Origin of the sequence: Acetobacter lambici, from assembly GCF_011516885.1 — a bacterium.
GTDB lineage: Bacteria > Pseudomonadota > Alphaproteobacteria > Acetobacterales > Acetobacteraceae > Acetobacter > Acetobacter lambici.
Genome location: NZ_WOTD01000042.1, coordinates 1 through 15,584, shown reverse-complemented (window position 1 = coordinate 15,584; position 15,584 = coordinate 1). Strand labels below are relative to the sequence as shown.

The window sequence follows — 15,584 nt, the reverse complement described above, 5'->3', positions numbered from 1 at the left end:
CTGGGTTTCGGATTTTACTTACGTTTCCACATGGCAGGGCTTTGTTTATGTGGCCTTCATCATTGATGTGTTTGCCCGCGTGATTGTGGGCTGGCGCGTCTCATCCACTGCTCATACCGACTTCGTACTGGATGCCCTTGAGCAGGCTCTGTGCCAGAGGCAGCCTGAGGGAAAAGTGACCCATCACTCAGACCGCGGCTGTCAGTATGTGTCCATTCGCTACACGCAAAGACTGGCTGAAGCGGGGCTCGTTGCTTCTGTCGGAAGCGTTGGAGATTCCTATGATAACGCTCTGGCGGAAACCATTAACGGGCTCTACAAAACCGAACTCATCTATCGGCAGGGACCATGGAAAAACAGGGAAGCTGTTGAGCTGGCAACGCTTAAATGGGTCGACTGGTTCAATAATAGACGCATCCTGTCATCCATTGGAAACATCCCGCCAGCAGAAGCTGAGGCTCGCTTTTATGCGCAACAGAAATCACATGCATTAGCCGCTTAAATCAGATAAAAAACGTCTCCATAAAACCCGGGGCAATTCAACCTCGGGATCGCCGCTGAACGGATCTATACTGACAAGGGATTCACCGGAACGACCCGGACCCGCCCTGGCCTGGATCAGGCTCTGGCAGCTGTGCGACGCGGTGACACCCTCGTCGTGCCAAAACTCGATCGGCTGGCCCGATCGGTGCCGGACGCGCGAGCGATCGGAGACGACCTCGCCGCCAGGGGCGTACGCCTCCAGCTCGGTGCCAGCGTGCATGACCCGTCCGATCCGATGGGCAAGCTCTTCTTCAATATCCTCGCAACATTCGCCGAGTTCGAGGCCGACCTGATCCGGATGCGAACCCGCGAAGGCATGGCGGTTGCCCGTGCCAAGGGCAAACTGCGCGGCAAGAAGCCCAAGCTCTCCGAGCGGCAGCAGAAGGAACTGCGCCGGATGTACGACACCGGCGATTACTCGATCAGCGATCTCGCCGCCGTCTTTTCAGTGTCACGGCCGACGGTTTACCGAACGCTTGTGCGTTTAGCTGCTGTGCCTGCAACGGAAGCATGACTGGCGGCAATTATGTTGTATGCGAAGGTCAGGGAGACAGTTCGATAGTTTCGAACGTTCCAATCTAGACAATCTCATGGATGGTTCAGAAGCTTCGGATCATTCTGGTGACACGCAATCCAGGAGAGTTATGATATGACCGAGCCCGATCAACACGACATCGTCATCATCGGTGGGGGCGCAAGCGGCACGCTGACGGCGTGGAACCTCGCCACCCGCTACGGTATGACTGCGACGCTGGTCGATCCGTCCGACCGTCCCGGCTTCGGGCTCGCTTACTCAACACCGTCATTGAAAAATCTCCTGAATGTCCCGGCCAAGGGCATGAGCGCCGACCCGGCCGACCCCGACCACTTCTTGCGCTGGCTGGCCGAGAACGTGCCCGGCACGATCGATGACGGGGAGTTCGTACCGCGCGCGCTCTATGGCCTTTATCTTCGCAACCTGCATTCTATCGCAGCTCCTGAGCACGTCCGGCAGCGCGCCGTCGGTTGTCACCGGATCGACGGCGGCTTTGCCGTGACACTCGCTGACGGGGAGGTGCTATATGCCAGACAGGTCGTGCTGGCTTCCGGGCATTTCGATCCGGCGTGCCTGCCCGGTATCCCGCGCGAACTGGACGACACCGGCCGCTATCACCACAACGCCTGGGATGAACGGGCATTGGCCAACGTTGCGCCCGATGACGCGGTGACGCTGATCGGCACCGGCCTGACCACGATCGACGTACTGCTGCGTCTGCGGGAGAACGGCCACCGCGGACAGGTGACGGCCCTGTCGCGTCGCGGCCTGTTTCCCGAACGGCATGCGGCATACACGAAGCTGCCAGCACCTGTCTTTACACCCGGAAATACAGCATCAACCGCACTCGCCTACCTGCGCGCTTTCCATGCGGCACTGAAACGCGGCACCGACTGGCGGGCGGCGGTGGACAGCATGCGTCCGGTCATCAACACGCTGTGGCTGGCGCTGCCGGATGTCGAAAAATCCCGTTTCCAGCGGCATTTGCTACGGCGCTGGGAAATCCTGCGGCATCGTATGGCTCCGCATATTGCAGATATCCTTGACCAGGAGCGTCAGGCCGGAACCTTGCGCGTGCTTGACGGGCGCGTGACCGCAATCAGCACCGGCGAAGATGGCCTGATCGTCAGGGCCGGCGACGACATGACGATCACCGCCGCCCACGTCATCAACTGTACCGGCCCCAGCCTGAAATACCAACGCGCAGACGCGCCCTTGCTGCACGATTTGTTCAATCGGGGTGAGATAGTTCCTGGTTTCAAGGGCGCGGGCCTGTCCTGCACGCCGGACGGTGCGCTCATCAACGCGGAGGGCGACGTGGCGGACGATCTGTTTACAATCGGCCCGGCGCGGCTCGGCGTGCTGCTGGAGTCCATTGCCATTCCGGAAATCCGCGTGCAGGCCCGTGAGGTCGCCGACCGGCTGGCGCAGGCCGTATGATCCCGCGCTATACCGATCACGCGGCCAATGAGCGGACCTTTCTCGCCTGGCTCCGCACGGCGCTTGCCATTGTGGCCTTCGGCGGCGTACTGGCGAAATTTGACCTGTTCCTGCGTCTGGCGGCAGACCAGCACGATGCCGCCGCACCGCGCCCTTATGGGGCCACCGCCGAACTGGGCGTCGTGTTCGTCGCGCTCGGCGTTGTTCTGTTCGCCGCAGCGTATCGGCGGTTCCAAGCCACGCGTACGGCAATCGCGGCGGATACGACGCATTACTCGGTCGGCCCTAGCATGGAGCGCGCGCTAACGATTGCGCTTGGTGCCCTTGGCTGTGCCGTGCTGGTGGCCCTGACCCGGGCGGTAGTGTCATGACGCTGGAACAACTTCGGATTTTCGCAGCTGTCGCCGAGCGCGAGCACATCACCCGGGCCGCCGAATTCCTCAATCTGACGCAATCCGCCGTCAGTCATGCCGTGACCCAACTGGAGGGCGAATTCCAGCTTGCTTTCTTCAGCCGGATCGGTCGCCGCATCGAACTGACACCGGCCGGTCGGTTGTTTCTTGAGGAAGCGCGCACCGTGCTGAACCGCGCAAACATCGCGCGCGAGCGGATGTTCGACCTCGCGGGCCTGCGCGACGGCAGCCTGCGCCTGCATGCCAGCCATACCATAGCGAGCTACTGGCTGCCCGCGCGTCTGAATGCGTTCCGCGCCGCGTATCCCGGCATTCGCCTACACGTCACGATCGCCAATACACGCGATATTGCGGCAGGGGTGCAATCGGGCGAGGCGTCGATTGGCCTGGTGGAAGGCGATCTGCCGACGCCGGACTTGCACAGCGATGTCGTCGCTCAGGATCAGCTGCTGCTGGTCGTGGCCCCCGATCACCCATGGGCGTCGACTCCGCCCGCGACCCGCGATCTCGCGCGCAGCCCGTGGGTTCTGCGCGAGGCCGGGTCGGGCACGCGTATCGAGTTCGAACACGCACTCCACGCCCTCGGCGTCGATCCGGCCGATCTCGACGTGATGCTGGAGGTCGCGTCCAACGAGGCGATGGCCAGCGCCGTGGAGACGGGGACCGCTGCTGCCGTGCTCTCGGCAAGCGTGGTGGCGGGCCGGATCGAGGCCGGGCTGCTATGCGCCGTGCCCATGAACCTGCCGGACCGGCAGTTCCGCGCGCTGCGCCACCCGCAACGCCGCCTGTCGCCGGCGGAAACTGCCTTTCTCGCCCTGCTGGGCGCCCCTGTCACAGTGAACAAGCCATGACGAAGCCGCTGCAGAACCTCGCCCATCCGCGCGAGATGATCCGCCAGTTCACGCCCAACTGGTTCGCTGCCACCATGGGGACGGGTATCCTGGCCCTCGCGCTACCGCAGATCCCCGTCGCCGGTTCGTATCTCCACGGCGTCGGCACAGCGTTGTGGCTTTTCAACATCGCCCTGTTTGCCCTGTTCGCCGGGCTTTATGCCGCGCGGTGGATGATGTTCGGCCACGAGGCGCGGCGGATCTTCGGGCATGGCACGGTATCGATGTTCTTCGGCACCATACCGATGGGACTGGCGACAATCATCAACGGCGGCATCGCGTTCGGCATTTCGTTGTTCGGTGAGGGCATCGTGGGCATCGCCCATGCGCTGTGGTGGCTGGACGTGGCGATGTCGATCGCCTGCGGGGTGCTGATCCCGTATCTGATGTTCACACGGCACGAGCATCGTCTGGAAGGCATGACGGCGATCTGGCTGCTACCGGTCGTGGCGGCCGAAGTGGCGGGGGCATCCGGGGGACAGATCGCGCCGCATCTGGCGGATGCGGGCACGCAGTTCACCGTGCTGCTCACGTCCTATGTCCTCTGGGCGTATTCGGTGCCGGTCGCGTTCGGCATCCTGACGATCCTGACGCTACGCATGGCGCTGCACAAACTGCCGCATGAGAGCATGGCGGCGTCATGCTGGCTGGCGTTGGGACCGATCGGCACGGGCGCGCTCGGAATGCTGGTGTTGGGTGGGGACGCACCTACAATCATGGCGCTGCATGGCCCGCGGGAGATCGGCATCGCGGCCCACGGCATGGGGGTCTTGGCGGGGCTGCTGTTGTGGGGCTTCGGGCTGTGGTGGTGGTTGATGGCGTGCCTGATCACGGCGCGCTACTGGCGCTCGGGCATCCCGTTCAATCTCGGCTGGTGGGGCTATACCTTCCCGTTGGGCGTTTACACGGTCGCAACGTTCCGGCTCGGTGCGATGCTCGATTACGGGTTTTTCGGCGTCGCGGGCACGGTGTTCTGCGTGATGCTCGCCATCATGTGGCTGGTCGTCGCGGCCAAGACGCTCGCCAGCGGGTGGGCGGGAAATCTGTTCGTCTCTCCCTGCATCGCAACCCCGGAGTAGAGCGCATCGGCGTACGGCCTGATTTCGTCGACCGTGTATCCAATGAACCAGCGCATTGCGGCGCATTACCCTGAGAAACGCGTTGCAGGGCGCTGAGCTTTTCTCGAATGAGGCCTTCCGGGTGAAAGAGCAACCCGGTAATCTATTTTATCGAACGTTCTAAGCGATACGTTTCAATTTTCAGCCTCGTCCCCTGATCGTATCAAAGTCTTCACGAGAAGCGAGGCGGGAAATCGGTCCTGGCCGCGAAACTCGAAAGGCAATGATTTGCATTCCGGAGAGTGTCTCTGCCCCTCCGAAAAATCATGCGCCGAAATGCGATCACGGGAACAGGCTTCCATGAAAATTTTTGGCAAATCGAAGGTTCTGCCTCTCGCCTCCGTCCTGACGGGACTGGCTCTGCTTGGCGGATGCGGAACGGCAATCACCAGCAGCAACAATCCCTCGCATGAACGGGCGCGTCTGTGGTGGGACTACAAGAGCCTGCCCGTCAAGTTCATCGGAACGGTTCCGGGTCAGACAGACGCGACGCTGGCTGCCCTTTATCCGACGCAGGACGGCGTGGCATCGGCAGACAGCCGTCGTATCGTGATGTATCTCAACGCCGTGCGATTGCCCGCCAAGGACGAACTCTGCTCCGCCGAAACGGAATTTGCCCAAGGCGGGCCGAAAGGCGGTTTGACTCAGGTCACCGCAGCCATGTGTGACGGATCGAAAGAAATTACCCGCACCTCGGGACAGATTGCCACAGACGGCGCCTCTGCCCGGTGGCTGACGATCGGCTTCGACAATATTCGCGACCAGCTCTACACGGCGCTCACGCCCGGAGCTAATCACCCTTACATGGGGAACTGAGTTGTTCAATGCCGCGCGTGAAGTCGCTTGGGATATCAAGCGCGGCATCGGCATCGATGTTCAGTGATGGATCAACAATGGCAGCATCTCGTGGGCAAGAATGTCCTCGGTCACGCCTCCGAAAAGCCTTTCGAAGAAACGCGGATGCGTATAGGCGCCCATAACGAGAATATCCGCATTTGCGCGCAGTGCATGATCGCGAAGCGCGATCCCTTCACCGTCATCAATCCGAAAACGATCGATACCGACACTGATGCCGGCATCCATCAACCGCCGGGCAGGATCAGGCATACATTCATCAGGGAGCGCTCCGATCAGGAAGGTCACGTGTTCGGCAGTCAGCAGCAACTTCCATGCCGCCGATAGTGCGGCATCCAACGCCCGGGACGGCTCCCACAGAATGACGGGACGAACGCCGATCGTCCGGGGCGCATGCTCAGGAGCGATTAATACGGCGGCGTTGGCATCGAAAAGTGCTGCCATGAGAGTCTTTCTGGTCCGGTCGGGGTCGCTTGGCATGTGTCTGCCGACGACCACGAGATCGGCTTTCCGGCTTTGTTCGGCGACGATACTGCGAACGTCGCCTATCGCCTGGAGCCATTGTGCTGAGCCCGTGTCCGCGCGCGTCGTCATCCATCGCTCGGTGATGTCGCGCAAGGTACCACTCAAATTCTGTTCGCGCTTTTCGAACTCGGCGTGTTCGCTCTGCGTCTCGATGCCTTCGTCCTCAGACTGGAAGTCCGGATTGGTCTCCTGCCGCGGATGCAGGATCGTCACCTTGCAATCTTGCAAACGCACCATGAGGCTATCGACGGTGCGAAGGGTCTGGAGCGCCGGCCCAGGCCGGTCGAGAATGGCCAGTATGTGCATGATAGATCTCCACTCCAAAGATAAACGACCTTCGGAACGAAGAGAGGCGCACATGTCTCCTCGTACCGATTGCGGCACAGAGGAGTCATCAGCCTTGCGGCGGTTTCAGGGGAACCCCATCCCCTTGTCCAGGACGACGAAATTCTGCTGTTCGCGCGTCACCGGGATTATGTGCGCCCGGCGGTGAGGGCGAGCAACAAAAAAGGAGGGCTGGCAGGTCACAAATACAGGAAACGGCTCTTCTCGGGATTAACCATGCCCCGACGGCGGCACCCTGAAGTAGCGCACTGCGACCGCTTTATGTTAACTCTCCCGACAAGGGGATGGAGCTCCCCCTTCAACCGCCCTCGCAAGGGCTGATGGCTCCTACCGCGACACAATGGCGGTGGGAGTGCGTCTGCATTTCGCCGCCCGAAACAGCGGGTTCCGTCCGAACTCGCGCAGAAAGGGAATGGCATGTCGTTTACAACCTGTCTTATCGTCATGGTCGGAGGCGCTCTCGGCACGTTGGCGCGTTACCTGGTTTCCGTCGCGGCCATGCCGATCAGCCGCTTCATCCCATGGGGCACGATCCTCCCCATCAACGCGCTCGGCTCGTTCGTGATCGGTTTCTTCGGCACGTTGACCCTTGCGGACGGGCGCTATCCGGTGTCGGAAAACATGCGTCTTTTCGTGATGATCGGGCTCTGCGGCGGCTATACGACGTTCTCATCCTTCAGCCTGCAGACGCTCGACCTGATCCGTAACGATGCCTGGGGGCGGGCGTCCGTGAACGTGGCCGCGTCGGTCATTCTCTGCATCGGTGCCGTGGCGCTGGGCCATATCACGGCCGACGGGTTCAACACGGGCGCCATCCGCATCGCCCAGACCGCAACCGAAGAAGACGCCTAACCGATAGGGCATCATGATCATGAATGGCTCAGGTGTGCCCCCTTGGTTGGTATGGGCTCTGTTATCAGCCGCCTTTGCGGCGATGACGGCAATCCTCGCCAAGCTCGGCGTTCAGGGGGTTGATTCTGATATCGCAACTTTCGTGCGCACGATCGTCATCGTCGTCGTGCTGGGAACGTTGCTTGCCCTCACCGGCAAGCTGCGCGCGCTAGACCCCATCGGTGGGCGGACGGTCCTCTTCCTCATGCTGTCGGGTCTCGCCACGGGAGCATCATGGCTATGCTATTTTCGCGCGTTGAAGCTGGGCGATGCGGCGCGCGTGGCGCCTGTCGACAAGCTGAGTGTCGTTTTCGTGGCGATTTTCGGCGTCCTGGTCTTGGGCGAACATATGTCCGCCAAAGGCTGGGGCGGGGTTGTCCTGATCGCCCTCGGTGCTGTTCTCGTTGCCGTGGGCTAGGCACCGCGGCCATAACGCCGCATTGTTGCGCAACAGGGCCAATGAGTTTGTGGGGGCGTGCCTGTGCGCCGTGTTTGCCTGGTGCCTGATGGGTCCGGTGCACGCGCAGGGCGATCCGCAGGGTCTGAGCGCTAATTTACCCGTCAGGCTCAAGGACGCCTTTGTCACGCCGTCAGGACATGTCGCGCTGCAAACGGCCGAGCGCGTGAGTATAGCCGGCGACGGGCGCTACAGCGCGCGGGGTGGTCCGGCCATCAAGCTGGGACTGCCCGGCCGGATCGAACTGAGCTTTGCGCCCGCGCGTCAGTTCGGCGACGCGTCAAGTGTTCATGGCAATCTGGCGGGCGCGGAAGTGGAATGGAACTTCCGCCAGCAGGGGCGCTACGTTCCGGCCATGCTGATATCGCTCATCCGCCAGGAGCCTTATGGGGGCGGCCATTAGGGACCACGCGACAGCGTCCAGTTCGTTGCGACGAAATCGCTTGGCCGTTCCAGGCAGGCGCCCAGGGTCGGCATAGAAATCGCCTGGACGCGATCCTTCAGGGTTCGGCCTGACGAACGGCCGAAGCGATGGATGGTCGGGATGGTCGGCTCGCATCTGATAGGGCCTCGAACTGCGCTGGTCGCCGATGTGGTGCGTCAGCAGCAAACCAGGCAACGACGCCTGTCGAGCTTCGTTGATATCGGCTTTAACCATATTCTGGAGCCGGCAGTAACAATAAGCGGTGGTCTCGGGGGCGGTGTCGCCAGCGATCGTGGAGCTGTGCGGGTTTTCATCGGCCTGAAATAGACCTCCGGGGTGATCTTTCAGGGGCGATAACCGAAGTTACATCGCCGAATAATACAGAAAATCGAACGTTTCGTGCTTTCAAATGAGTTGGTTCGGGTGATCAAGAGAAGCGCATGATCAGGCTCTCCAAAGGAGACCGACTATGAACGACATGACTTCAAACCTTCGCGCCGACCGGCGCCATGCCCTGCTGGGTCTGATGGCGGCCACCGCCGGCGCAACGATCGCCACCACTTCCACTGCCTTGGCAGCACGATCTTCCTCGTCCCATGCGGACGGAACCGGCAATCTTGCCGTGCTGACCTCGCAGCTGGCCAGATCCCCGCGCCGCCGCGATTTCAGGACCGTGCCGATGGTGCTCGACGACCCGCTCATGTGGGACGCCCAGGCACTTGATCTGGTGATCGCCTATCGCGGCGAGCGGAAGCAGGTCTGGGACAACACAGCAATCGATAGCCCTTGGCTCAACCTGATGCGCAATTCCGTTAACGCACAGGTGTTTTCGTTCAGACACCCGGACTTTCTCGCGGTGTCGGCCACGCATGGCTCCGCTCACCTTGCCCTCTATGACCAGACAATCTGGGACAAGTATCAGCTGGCGAAGCTCGCCGGGCCGGCCTTTGCGTTTAATACGCTTATCAAAACGCCAGACGGTGCTCTCGATGCGTCGGCTCACGAGGATCCGAAGGGTCTTTTCGGAGCGGCAGGCAACACGATCCCGATTTTGCAGAAGCGTGGCGTCGTGTTCATGGCCTGCCACAACGCGATCTGGGAGCAGACGGGCAAGCTGATCGAGAAAGGTATCAATCCCGATCATCTGTCACACGAGCAGATGGCCGCCGAACTGACCAATCACCTGATCGACGGCGTCGTCCTGACCCCCGGCATCGTGGCAACGATCCCTGAACTGCAACATGCCGGTTTCGGCTACGTGAAGTGAGAACGGCTATGACACCCTCAAGAATAAGAAAAACCCTGTTGGCCACAGCTGCGGCGACTTTCGTGCTGTCGACTGCTGCGGCGTTGGCCGATCCGGTGCAATGGAACGGCAAGGCGCAGACCCCGCATTACGCAGAAGACGTGTTTCCGCCGTGGCAGCACGGCCAGAACAACGACGCGACACGGCGCGGCTTCGAATTCACCGTCCCGGAAGTCGATGTTCTGGCCGATTTTCATGGCGACATCACGAATCCGAGCCTCGTCCTGTATGTCGGGGGAAACTACTTCTTCGCCATGGCGCCGCTCGTCTCGGCGTTCGAGCATGAGCATCCCGAATTCTCCGGAAAGATCTATTGGGAGACGATCCCGCCCGGATTGCTGATCCGCCAGATCGAAGCAGGCGGGACGATCACCTCCGGCAATATGACGTGGACGGCCAAGCCCGACGCCTATTTCGCGGGCCTCAAGAAGATCGATCAGTATATCAAGAGTGGCCTGCTGGCGGCGCCTGCCGTGCCCTATGTCACGAACACGCTCACGATCATGATTCCGAAAGACAATCCCGGCCACGTCGAATCCTTGAAGGATCTCGGCCGCCCGGGCATCAGGCTTGCGATGCCCAATCCCGAATTCGAGGGCATCGCGCGCCAGATCGAGGCATCACTGGACAAGGCGGGCGGCAAAGCTTTGGCCAACGCCGTCTACAAGACGAAAATTGCCAACGGCAGCACGGTCCTGACGCATATTCATCATCGGCAAACGCCGTTATTCCTGATGCAGGGCCTCGCTGACGCCGGTGTGACATGGCAGTCCGAAGCGATCTTCCAGGAACAGACCGGGCACGCCATCAGCCATGTGGACATTCCCGCCGATCAGAACAGCACGGCGATCTACGCGGGCGCGATGGTGAAGGGAGCCGCGCACCCTCAGGCCGCAAAGCTCTGGCTCGATTTCATCAAGTCGCCAACCGCCTTGGCGATTTTCGAACGCTACGGCTTCAAGGCCTATCACGGCGGCAGCATGCCGGATCACGACAGCGAGTAAATGGAGGCGAACATGAGTATCACACACGCATCAGCGCAGCGCGCCGTTTTTGGCGCCACCGCCCGACCCCTGACCGAAGCCGAGCGTAACTGGCGCATCGGCGGCCTCGCACTGCTGGCAACGCGGGTCATTCAGGGGTTCATTTACTGGGGCGGCGGGTCGCGCCGTTTCATCTATGCGCCTTCCAAGCTCGACGCCTGGGGCGGCCACAACTGGATGGCCAACAAATTTCAAACCGCGATGCCTGGGGCGCTGTTCGGTTTTGAACACGTCATCTCGTTCCTGTTGCAGCATTTCTGGCTCCTCTACACAGGTGTCATCGTCTTCAGCGCCGCCGAGCTGATCGCCGGTGCCGCGCTGATGGCAGGGTTCATGACCCGGGCGTCCGCGCTCGTCTCGATGGGTTTTTCCGTGATCCTGATGGCCATGTTCGGCTGGCAGGGCGCGACCTGCATCGACGAATGGACGATGGCCGCGTGTAACCTGGCTATGGGAACGACCCTGCTGCTCGGCGGATCGAGTGCTTTCAGCCTCGACAATGTGTTGCTGGCCCGACGTCCGCGTCTCGCAGACAGCGCCTGGTTTCGTTGGGCGAGCGGCGCGCTTCCGCTTCCGCTGGCGGATATTCCATTCCGGAACCTGACGCTGGCTTTGTTCGGCTTTGTCCTGATCTACAACGTCAGCACCTACAGCTATTTTCGCGGTTCCGTCGTTACGCCGTTCCATAGTGGGCCGGTGAGCCCGACGAAGCATCACGTGACGCTGTCCAATGCGGTCGTTCTCGCTGATGGCGGTATTCGCGTTCATGCCTATCTGGATGCAGGAACGCCTGAAGCACCCGTGCACATCGTTGATGCAGCCGTTATCGGGCCGGACAAAGTGATCGCAGAACACTGGGATGCCAAAGTTCTGTCAGCCCTGACGAAGCAGAACTTCGATAATGATTACGCCTATAACAAATTTGGCCCGGGGCCCTACGGTATCCGTGCGCCGATGGGGGCGAAGGCGACCATTACCCTCCCGTGGCTAACGCAGGCCCATACGCCGGCAAACGGGTCGGTTATTCGCTTCACGGATGTCGACGGGCGTATATTCACGGCACCGCTTGGTGTTTCTAAATAAGTCTTGCTGCAAGGCAGGAGACTGGCGCCGTTGGTTCTTCCGGCGGCGTCTCTCATAAGGAGCACGCGCCAAGCGCGCGTACATCATCGATCAAGTTTGGTATAATATCACCATATGACGCGCGTAGACTTTAACCAAAGCAGATTAAAATTCGTCTGCGTCAGATTTTTTGGAATTTACAGTAAAGCGGCGGAGACTGAGCCAGCAATCAGATAGTATAGGCAATGCAGACTGGCACTCGGCCAGCGGTCGCAGGTTCTCTCGGATCATCTTTTCGGCGCAGCTCTAGGATCATTGCAACGATGCCCAGCAGTGGCATGCCGAGAAAGCCACAGAATAATATGACGCTTATCACGCCGTGTGTGGCAATTTCGTAAAACATCGGGCGTGTTCCTTTGGATAGAGTGACTGTCCGATCAATCTACCTATCGGTACCCACTTAAAACATTCTTCATTTTCTACTGTTTCAATCTACCACGTCGAACAATTGAGTCCCTGTCTGCCTCGAGTTCATGACGATAGCACCATCGAAACTGAGCGCTTGCTGCGGGTAGATCACTCGTCACCTTTTTCCGAGCGCACGTTACGAGAGACTTACGCGACCTTTTGTGAGCTACGGCCGAAAGGGATGCGCCTTAGCCTACAGCTAGGGCCTGTTAGGTCTTGAAAGACGGAACGAGTTGCATAGCTCTTTGTGATGAGCATGATGCAGTCTGTATTTTCCGATGATGCATGGTCGGGCGGGGAACCTCTGATCGAGACGGTCCGTCCAAAAGGCAAAACCCCGCCTCGCGATCTGCGGCGGACCCTGTCGGCGATTTTCTGGCGCCATCAGAATGGCGCGAAATGGCGCTCAATTCCTGCTGAACTCGGCCCCTGGTGGACGGCAGCCCAACTCTTCATCCGTTGGGCAAAGCTCGGCGTCTGGCAGGCTCTGTTTGAACAGGTGAAGGGTCAAGATCCGGCTTTAGGTATGGTCTTCCTCGACGGCACAAACATTCGGGCTCATCACAAGGCCGCCGGAGCGGCCAAAAAGGGGGATTCAGAGAACGCCGCAATGATCGTGAAGCACTTGGCCGCTCGCGTGGAGGGTTTGGCAGCAAGGTCTGCGTAGCCGCAGATGGGCATGGAAAGGCCCTGTCTTTCACCCTGACGCCAGGTCAGGCCCATGAACTCCCCTCGGCCATGGCCCTCCTTGACGCATTGCCGCACGCCCCGCGCTATGTCGTTTGCGATCGGGGCTATGCCTCGAACCAGTTTCGAGAGGCCTTATGGGACAGGGGTTCACGCCCGGTCATCCCGACAAAACGCAACGAGCCACAAGTAACCTGCCCGAAATGGGCCTATCGGCACCGACATCTGGTGGAAAATCTGTGGGCACGTCTCAAGGAGTGGAGAGCAGTCGCCACGCGGTATGAGAAAACCGCTACGTCCTTCATGGCCGTTATCTGCATCGCCGCAACAGCAGATCGCCTCAAGACCTAACAGGCCCTAAACCTTACATGATAGTTCGTTTAACGTTCTCTCTAAACGTACGTTAAATGCACTTTCGTGTAGTCAACCCTTGTTTTAATGGCGGCGACCTCACAGCGCCTGCACGATGACCGCGATTTCAGAATATTCTCTAACTTTCGAATAAACCAATGACATAACTCACTAATCCAATTTTGTGATCAAAACCCCATATCTGGCCCGCTATCATAATCCCGCCCTCTGCTCCGTCCTCGTGAGCGGCCCAAGGATCGACCCAATTCCTGCTGGAGCTGCTTCTGTCTTTCCTGTTCGGCCGCCCGGATATCCTGCTGGCGTCTGATCTCGGCCTGACGCGCCAGCTCCTGCCTCTGGCGTTCGGCTTCCCTCTGCTGCTCCATCCGTTGCCCGATCTTCCGGGCCAGACCGACCGCCTGCCGGGCCTTTTTCTCAAGGCCAGAAAACAGCTCCTGCGCCTTTTCCACGGCCTTGCGGGCCGTTTCCAGCACCCGATTCCGCTCGCGGATCTCCGCATTCTGCTTCCCGATATCCGTCACCGGCTCCCGGCCGGGGATCTCGCGGGCCGCCTGACGCTCTAGGGCGGTCGCTGACACGCCCATGTGCCGGGTCGGCTCCTGTTCCTTCCCCTGGCGCTCGAAGCTCCGGTGATCCACCCGCTGTTCGACCTGGTGCCGTTCCAGCGCCATGTTCACCTGACGCGCCCACACGCCCCGCATATGCTCGATCTCGGCCGAAGCGGTGCTGGCCACGTCCAGAACCCGCGTCTTGGCCCCCAGCCCGTCCTCCCCGGCCGTCCGGGTCGTGGTCAGGATGTGCGCGTGATGGTTCCGGTTATCCCCTTCCCGGCCGGGTTCATGGATCGCCACATCGGCCACCACCCCGTACCGCTCCACCAGTTCACGGGCGAAATCCCGGGCCAGTTCTTTCCGTGCGTCCGCGTCCAGCTCGGCCGGTAATGCCAGCTCATATTCCCGGCCGGTCTTGGCGTCCTTCCTCTTCTCGGCCGCTTCCGCTGCGTTCCACAGGGCGTTCCGGTCCTGCGCCCAGTCTACACCATCCGGGGCCACGATGAACGCATCCTCTACCCCCTGCTTTCGGGTGTAGTCGTGCGTCAGGCCCTGCCGTTCGTCCGTCAGCTCCTGACCGGCACGATAGGCGGCAGCAGCCACGACACTGCGACCGGCAGAACGCGAGATGGATTTGACGGACAGGTGATAGATCGCCACGGCTCTCTCCGTTCAGGAAGGGTTCAGGGAAGGAACGTCCCTGACGCACGCATTGCGAAGCAATGCTAAAGTGCGCCCTTCACTCCTTTGTCGCAAGGGTTGTTTGCGCTCCACGAGGAAACAAGGAAACTTTTGAAAAATCGGGTATCATCAACAGGGTCACGCAGGAATGGAAATCACAACAGACCATTGCACCCACTTGGTGCGGGAGGAAAAATGACACCCATCGAAAAGGCAAAACAGCAGGTCGAGCAGGCCAAGGCCCGGTATCAGGCTTTGCTCGCCAGACAGAACGCCGAGGAGCGCAAACTGGATACACGGCGCAAGGTCATTCTCGGGGGACTGCTGATCGACGCGGCCGGGAAGGATGAACGCTTTGGCCGGGTCATTGACGAACTGATGAAACGCATCACCCGCGACCACGACCACAAAGCGTTCGAGGGGTGGCAGAAGCCGGAGCCTGACCGGTCATGACCGACGAACGCGAGCTGGATGACGGGCTGGCCGCGTTCGACCAGCTCGGCCGGGAAATGGCAGAGACGAACCGCCTGCTCCGGGCCGTCAGGTCCGATCAGGAAGCCCGGAACCGGCAGGAACGCACCCTGTCGGCCGAAATGCAAACCGCGCTCAAACAGGCCACAGGAGCCTCACAGAAGGCGCTACAGGCCGCCAAGACGGAAATACGTTCATCTCTACTCTGGACGGCCCTGACGGCCCTCCTGATCGTTCTGGTGGCATTTAGCGGGGGTTATTTCTTCGGTCAGCAGGCCGGAACCGAAAAAGGGCAGGCGGAAGGGTATCAGGCCGCTCGTGATGAAAAGGCGGCTGCGTCCTGGGCCAACACTCCGGCCGGACAGCGGGCTTATGGTCTCGATCAGCTCGGCAACCTCGACGCGGAAATCTCACAGAAGGGTTGTACATCGGGTTAGATTATGAAAAAGTCTGTTTTGCACAAAAGAAATTTTCGTAAGCTATAAGAAAACCCGATGCAGACAGAGT

Annotated in this window: 18 protein-coding genes, 1 pseudogene and 2 riboswitches; of the genes and pseudogenes, 17 read left to right on the top strand and 2 right to left on the bottom strand. The window is 60.4% G+C overall.

The window, feature by feature from the left end; translation table 11 throughout:
- The 7 genes and pseudogenes from GOB86_RS12805 to GOB86_RS12775 form a co-directional block, all read left to right on the top strand.
- On the top strand, positions 1-502 hold a 502-nt coding region (locus GOB86_RS12805; protein WP_165992870.1), incomplete at its 5' end, for an IS3 family transposase.
- Positions 503-544: 42 nt separating this feature from the next.
- Positions 545-1,057 (top strand): annotated as a pseudogene (locus GOB86_RS12800) (recombinase family protein); the annotation flags it as partial.
- A gap of 135 nt (positions 1,058-1,192) precedes the next feature.
- The gene (locus tag GOB86_RS12795; protein ID WP_010516722.1) at positions 1,193-2,518 is read left to right on the top strand and encodes an FAD/NAD(P)-binding protein; all 1,326 of its coding nucleotides are present in this window, start codon (positions 1,193-1,195) and stop codon (positions 2,516-2,518) included.
- Positions 2,515-2,889: a YidH family protein gene (locus GOB86_RS12790; RefSeq protein ID WP_010516723.1), complete on the top strand. Its 375-nt coding sequence runs from the start codon at positions 2,515-2,517 to the stop codon at positions 2,887-2,889. Before GOB86_RS12795 ends, GOB86_RS12790 begins: the two co-directional genes overlap by 4 nt.
- Entirely contained in the window at positions 2,886-3,782 is an 897-nt protein-coding gene (locus GOB86_RS12785) for a LysR substrate-binding domain-containing protein (RefSeq protein ID WP_010510913.1), read from the top strand. The genes GOB86_RS12790 and GOB86_RS12785 overlap by 4 nt, the downstream gene beginning before the upstream one ends.
- On the top strand, positions 3,779-4,900 hold the full coding sequence (locus GOB86_RS12780) for a TDT family transporter (protein WP_010516726.1): 1,122 nt from the start codon (positions 3,779-3,781) through the stop codon (positions 4,898-4,900). Before GOB86_RS12785 ends, GOB86_RS12780 begins: the two co-directional genes overlap by 4 nt.
- 339 nt (positions 4,901-5,239) lie before the next feature.
- A complete protein-coding gene (locus tag GOB86_RS12775) occupies positions 5,240-5,755 on the top strand; it encodes a thioredoxin domain-containing protein (RefSeq protein ID WP_010510917.1) in 516 nt (171 codons plus the stop codon).
- Positions 5,756-5,815: 60 nt separating this feature from the next.
- Here GOB86_RS12775 and GOB86_RS12770 read toward each other — a convergent pair whose 3' ends face one another.
- Positions 5,816-6,625: a universal stress protein gene (locus tag GOB86_RS12770; protein WP_010516727.1), complete on the bottom strand. Its 810-nt coding sequence runs from the start codon at positions 6,623-6,625 to the stop codon at positions 5,816-5,818.
- Positions 6,626-6,697: 72 nt separating this feature from the next.
- Positions 6,698-6,758: riboswitch (Fluoride riboswitch) on the bottom strand.
- 177 nt (positions 6,759-6,935) lie between these two features.
- Positions 6,936-7,001: riboswitch (Fluoride riboswitch) on the top strand.
- Between the two features lie 80 nt (positions 7,002-7,081).
- On the opposite strand from GOB86_RS12770, the gene crcB reads away from it, so the two are divergent.
- From crcB to GOB86_RS12730, 8 genes are all read left to right on the top strand, one after another.
- Positions 7,082-7,516 (top strand): fluoride efflux transporter CrcB, encoded by a 435-nt coding sequence (gene crcB / locus GOB86_RS12765; protein WP_010510921.1) that lies wholly within the window; start codon positions 7,082-7,084, stop codon positions 7,514-7,516.
- Positions 7,517-7,529: 13 nt separating this feature from the next.
- The gene (locus tag GOB86_RS12760) at positions 7,530-7,973 is read left to right on the top strand and encodes an EamA family transporter (protein WP_010516730.1); all 444 of its coding nucleotides are present in this window, start codon (positions 7,530-7,532) and stop codon (positions 7,971-7,973) included.
- 205 nt (positions 7,974-8,178) lie between these two features.
- Positions 8,179-8,415 carry a hypothetical protein gene (locus GOB86_RS12755; protein WP_231875120.1) on the top strand — a complete coding sequence of 79 codons (237 nt, stop codon included), beginning with the start codon at positions 8,179-8,181 and terminating at the stop codon, positions 8,413-8,415.
- 141 nt (positions 8,416-8,556) lie between these two features.
- Positions 8,557-8,763, top strand: coding sequence for a hypothetical protein (locus GOB86_RS12750; RefSeq protein ID WP_231098615.1), 207 nt, complete (start codon positions 8,557-8,559; stop codon positions 8,761-8,763).
- Between the two features lie 142 nt (positions 8,764-8,905).
- Positions 8,906-9,703, top strand: coding sequence for a thiosulfate dehydrogenase (gene tetH / locus GOB86_RS12745; protein WP_010516738.1), 798 nt, complete (start codon positions 8,906-8,908; stop codon positions 9,701-9,703).
- Between the two features lie 8 nt (positions 9,704-9,711).
- A complete protein-coding gene (locus GOB86_RS12740) occupies positions 9,712-10,746 on the top strand; it encodes a substrate-binding domain-containing protein (RefSeq protein WP_011251528.1) in 1,035 nt (344 codons plus the stop codon).
- Between the two features lie 12 nt (positions 10,747-10,758).
- The gene (locus tag GOB86_RS12735) at positions 10,759-11,868 is read left to right on the top strand and encodes a TQO small subunit DoxD (RefSeq protein ID WP_011251529.1); all 1,110 of its coding nucleotides are present in this window, start codon (positions 10,759-10,761) and stop codon (positions 11,866-11,868) included.
- Between the two features lie 706 nt (positions 11,869-12,574).
- Positions 12,575-13,353, top strand: a protein-coding gene (locus GOB86_RS12730) for an IS5 family transposase (RefSeq protein WP_198912042.1) whose coding sequence is annotated in 2 segments (ribosomal slippage) — positions 12,575-12,914 and positions 12,914-13,353 — 780 coding nt in all. Because the reading frame shifts where the segments join, the coding sequence is not laid out codon by codon here.
- Positions 13,354-13,541: 188 nt separating this feature from the next.
- Here the strand turns inward: GOB86_RS12730 and mobQ are convergent.
- Positions 13,542-14,585, bottom strand: coding sequence for a MobQ family relaxase (mobQ, locus tag GOB86_RS12725; RefSeq protein WP_253544324.1), 1,044 nt, complete (start codon positions 14,583-14,585; stop codon positions 13,542-13,544).
- A gap of 216 nt (positions 14,586-14,801) precedes the next feature.
- Here mobQ and GOB86_RS12720 point away from each other — a divergent pair, with 216 nt between their 5' ends.
- Both GOB86_RS12720 and GOB86_RS12715 read left to right on the top strand, forming a co-directional pair.
- Positions 14,802-15,059, top strand: a complete 258-nt coding sequence (locus GOB86_RS12720; RefSeq protein WP_006560192.1) for a mobilization protein — start codon at positions 14,802-14,804, stop codon at positions 15,057-15,059.
- Positions 15,056-15,514, top strand: coding sequence for a replication protein (locus tag GOB86_RS12715; RefSeq protein WP_242012666.1), 459 nt, complete (start codon positions 15,056-15,058; stop codon positions 15,512-15,514). Before GOB86_RS12720 ends, GOB86_RS12715 begins: the two co-directional genes overlap by 4 nt.
- Positions 15,515-15,584 lie beyond the last annotated feature (70 nt).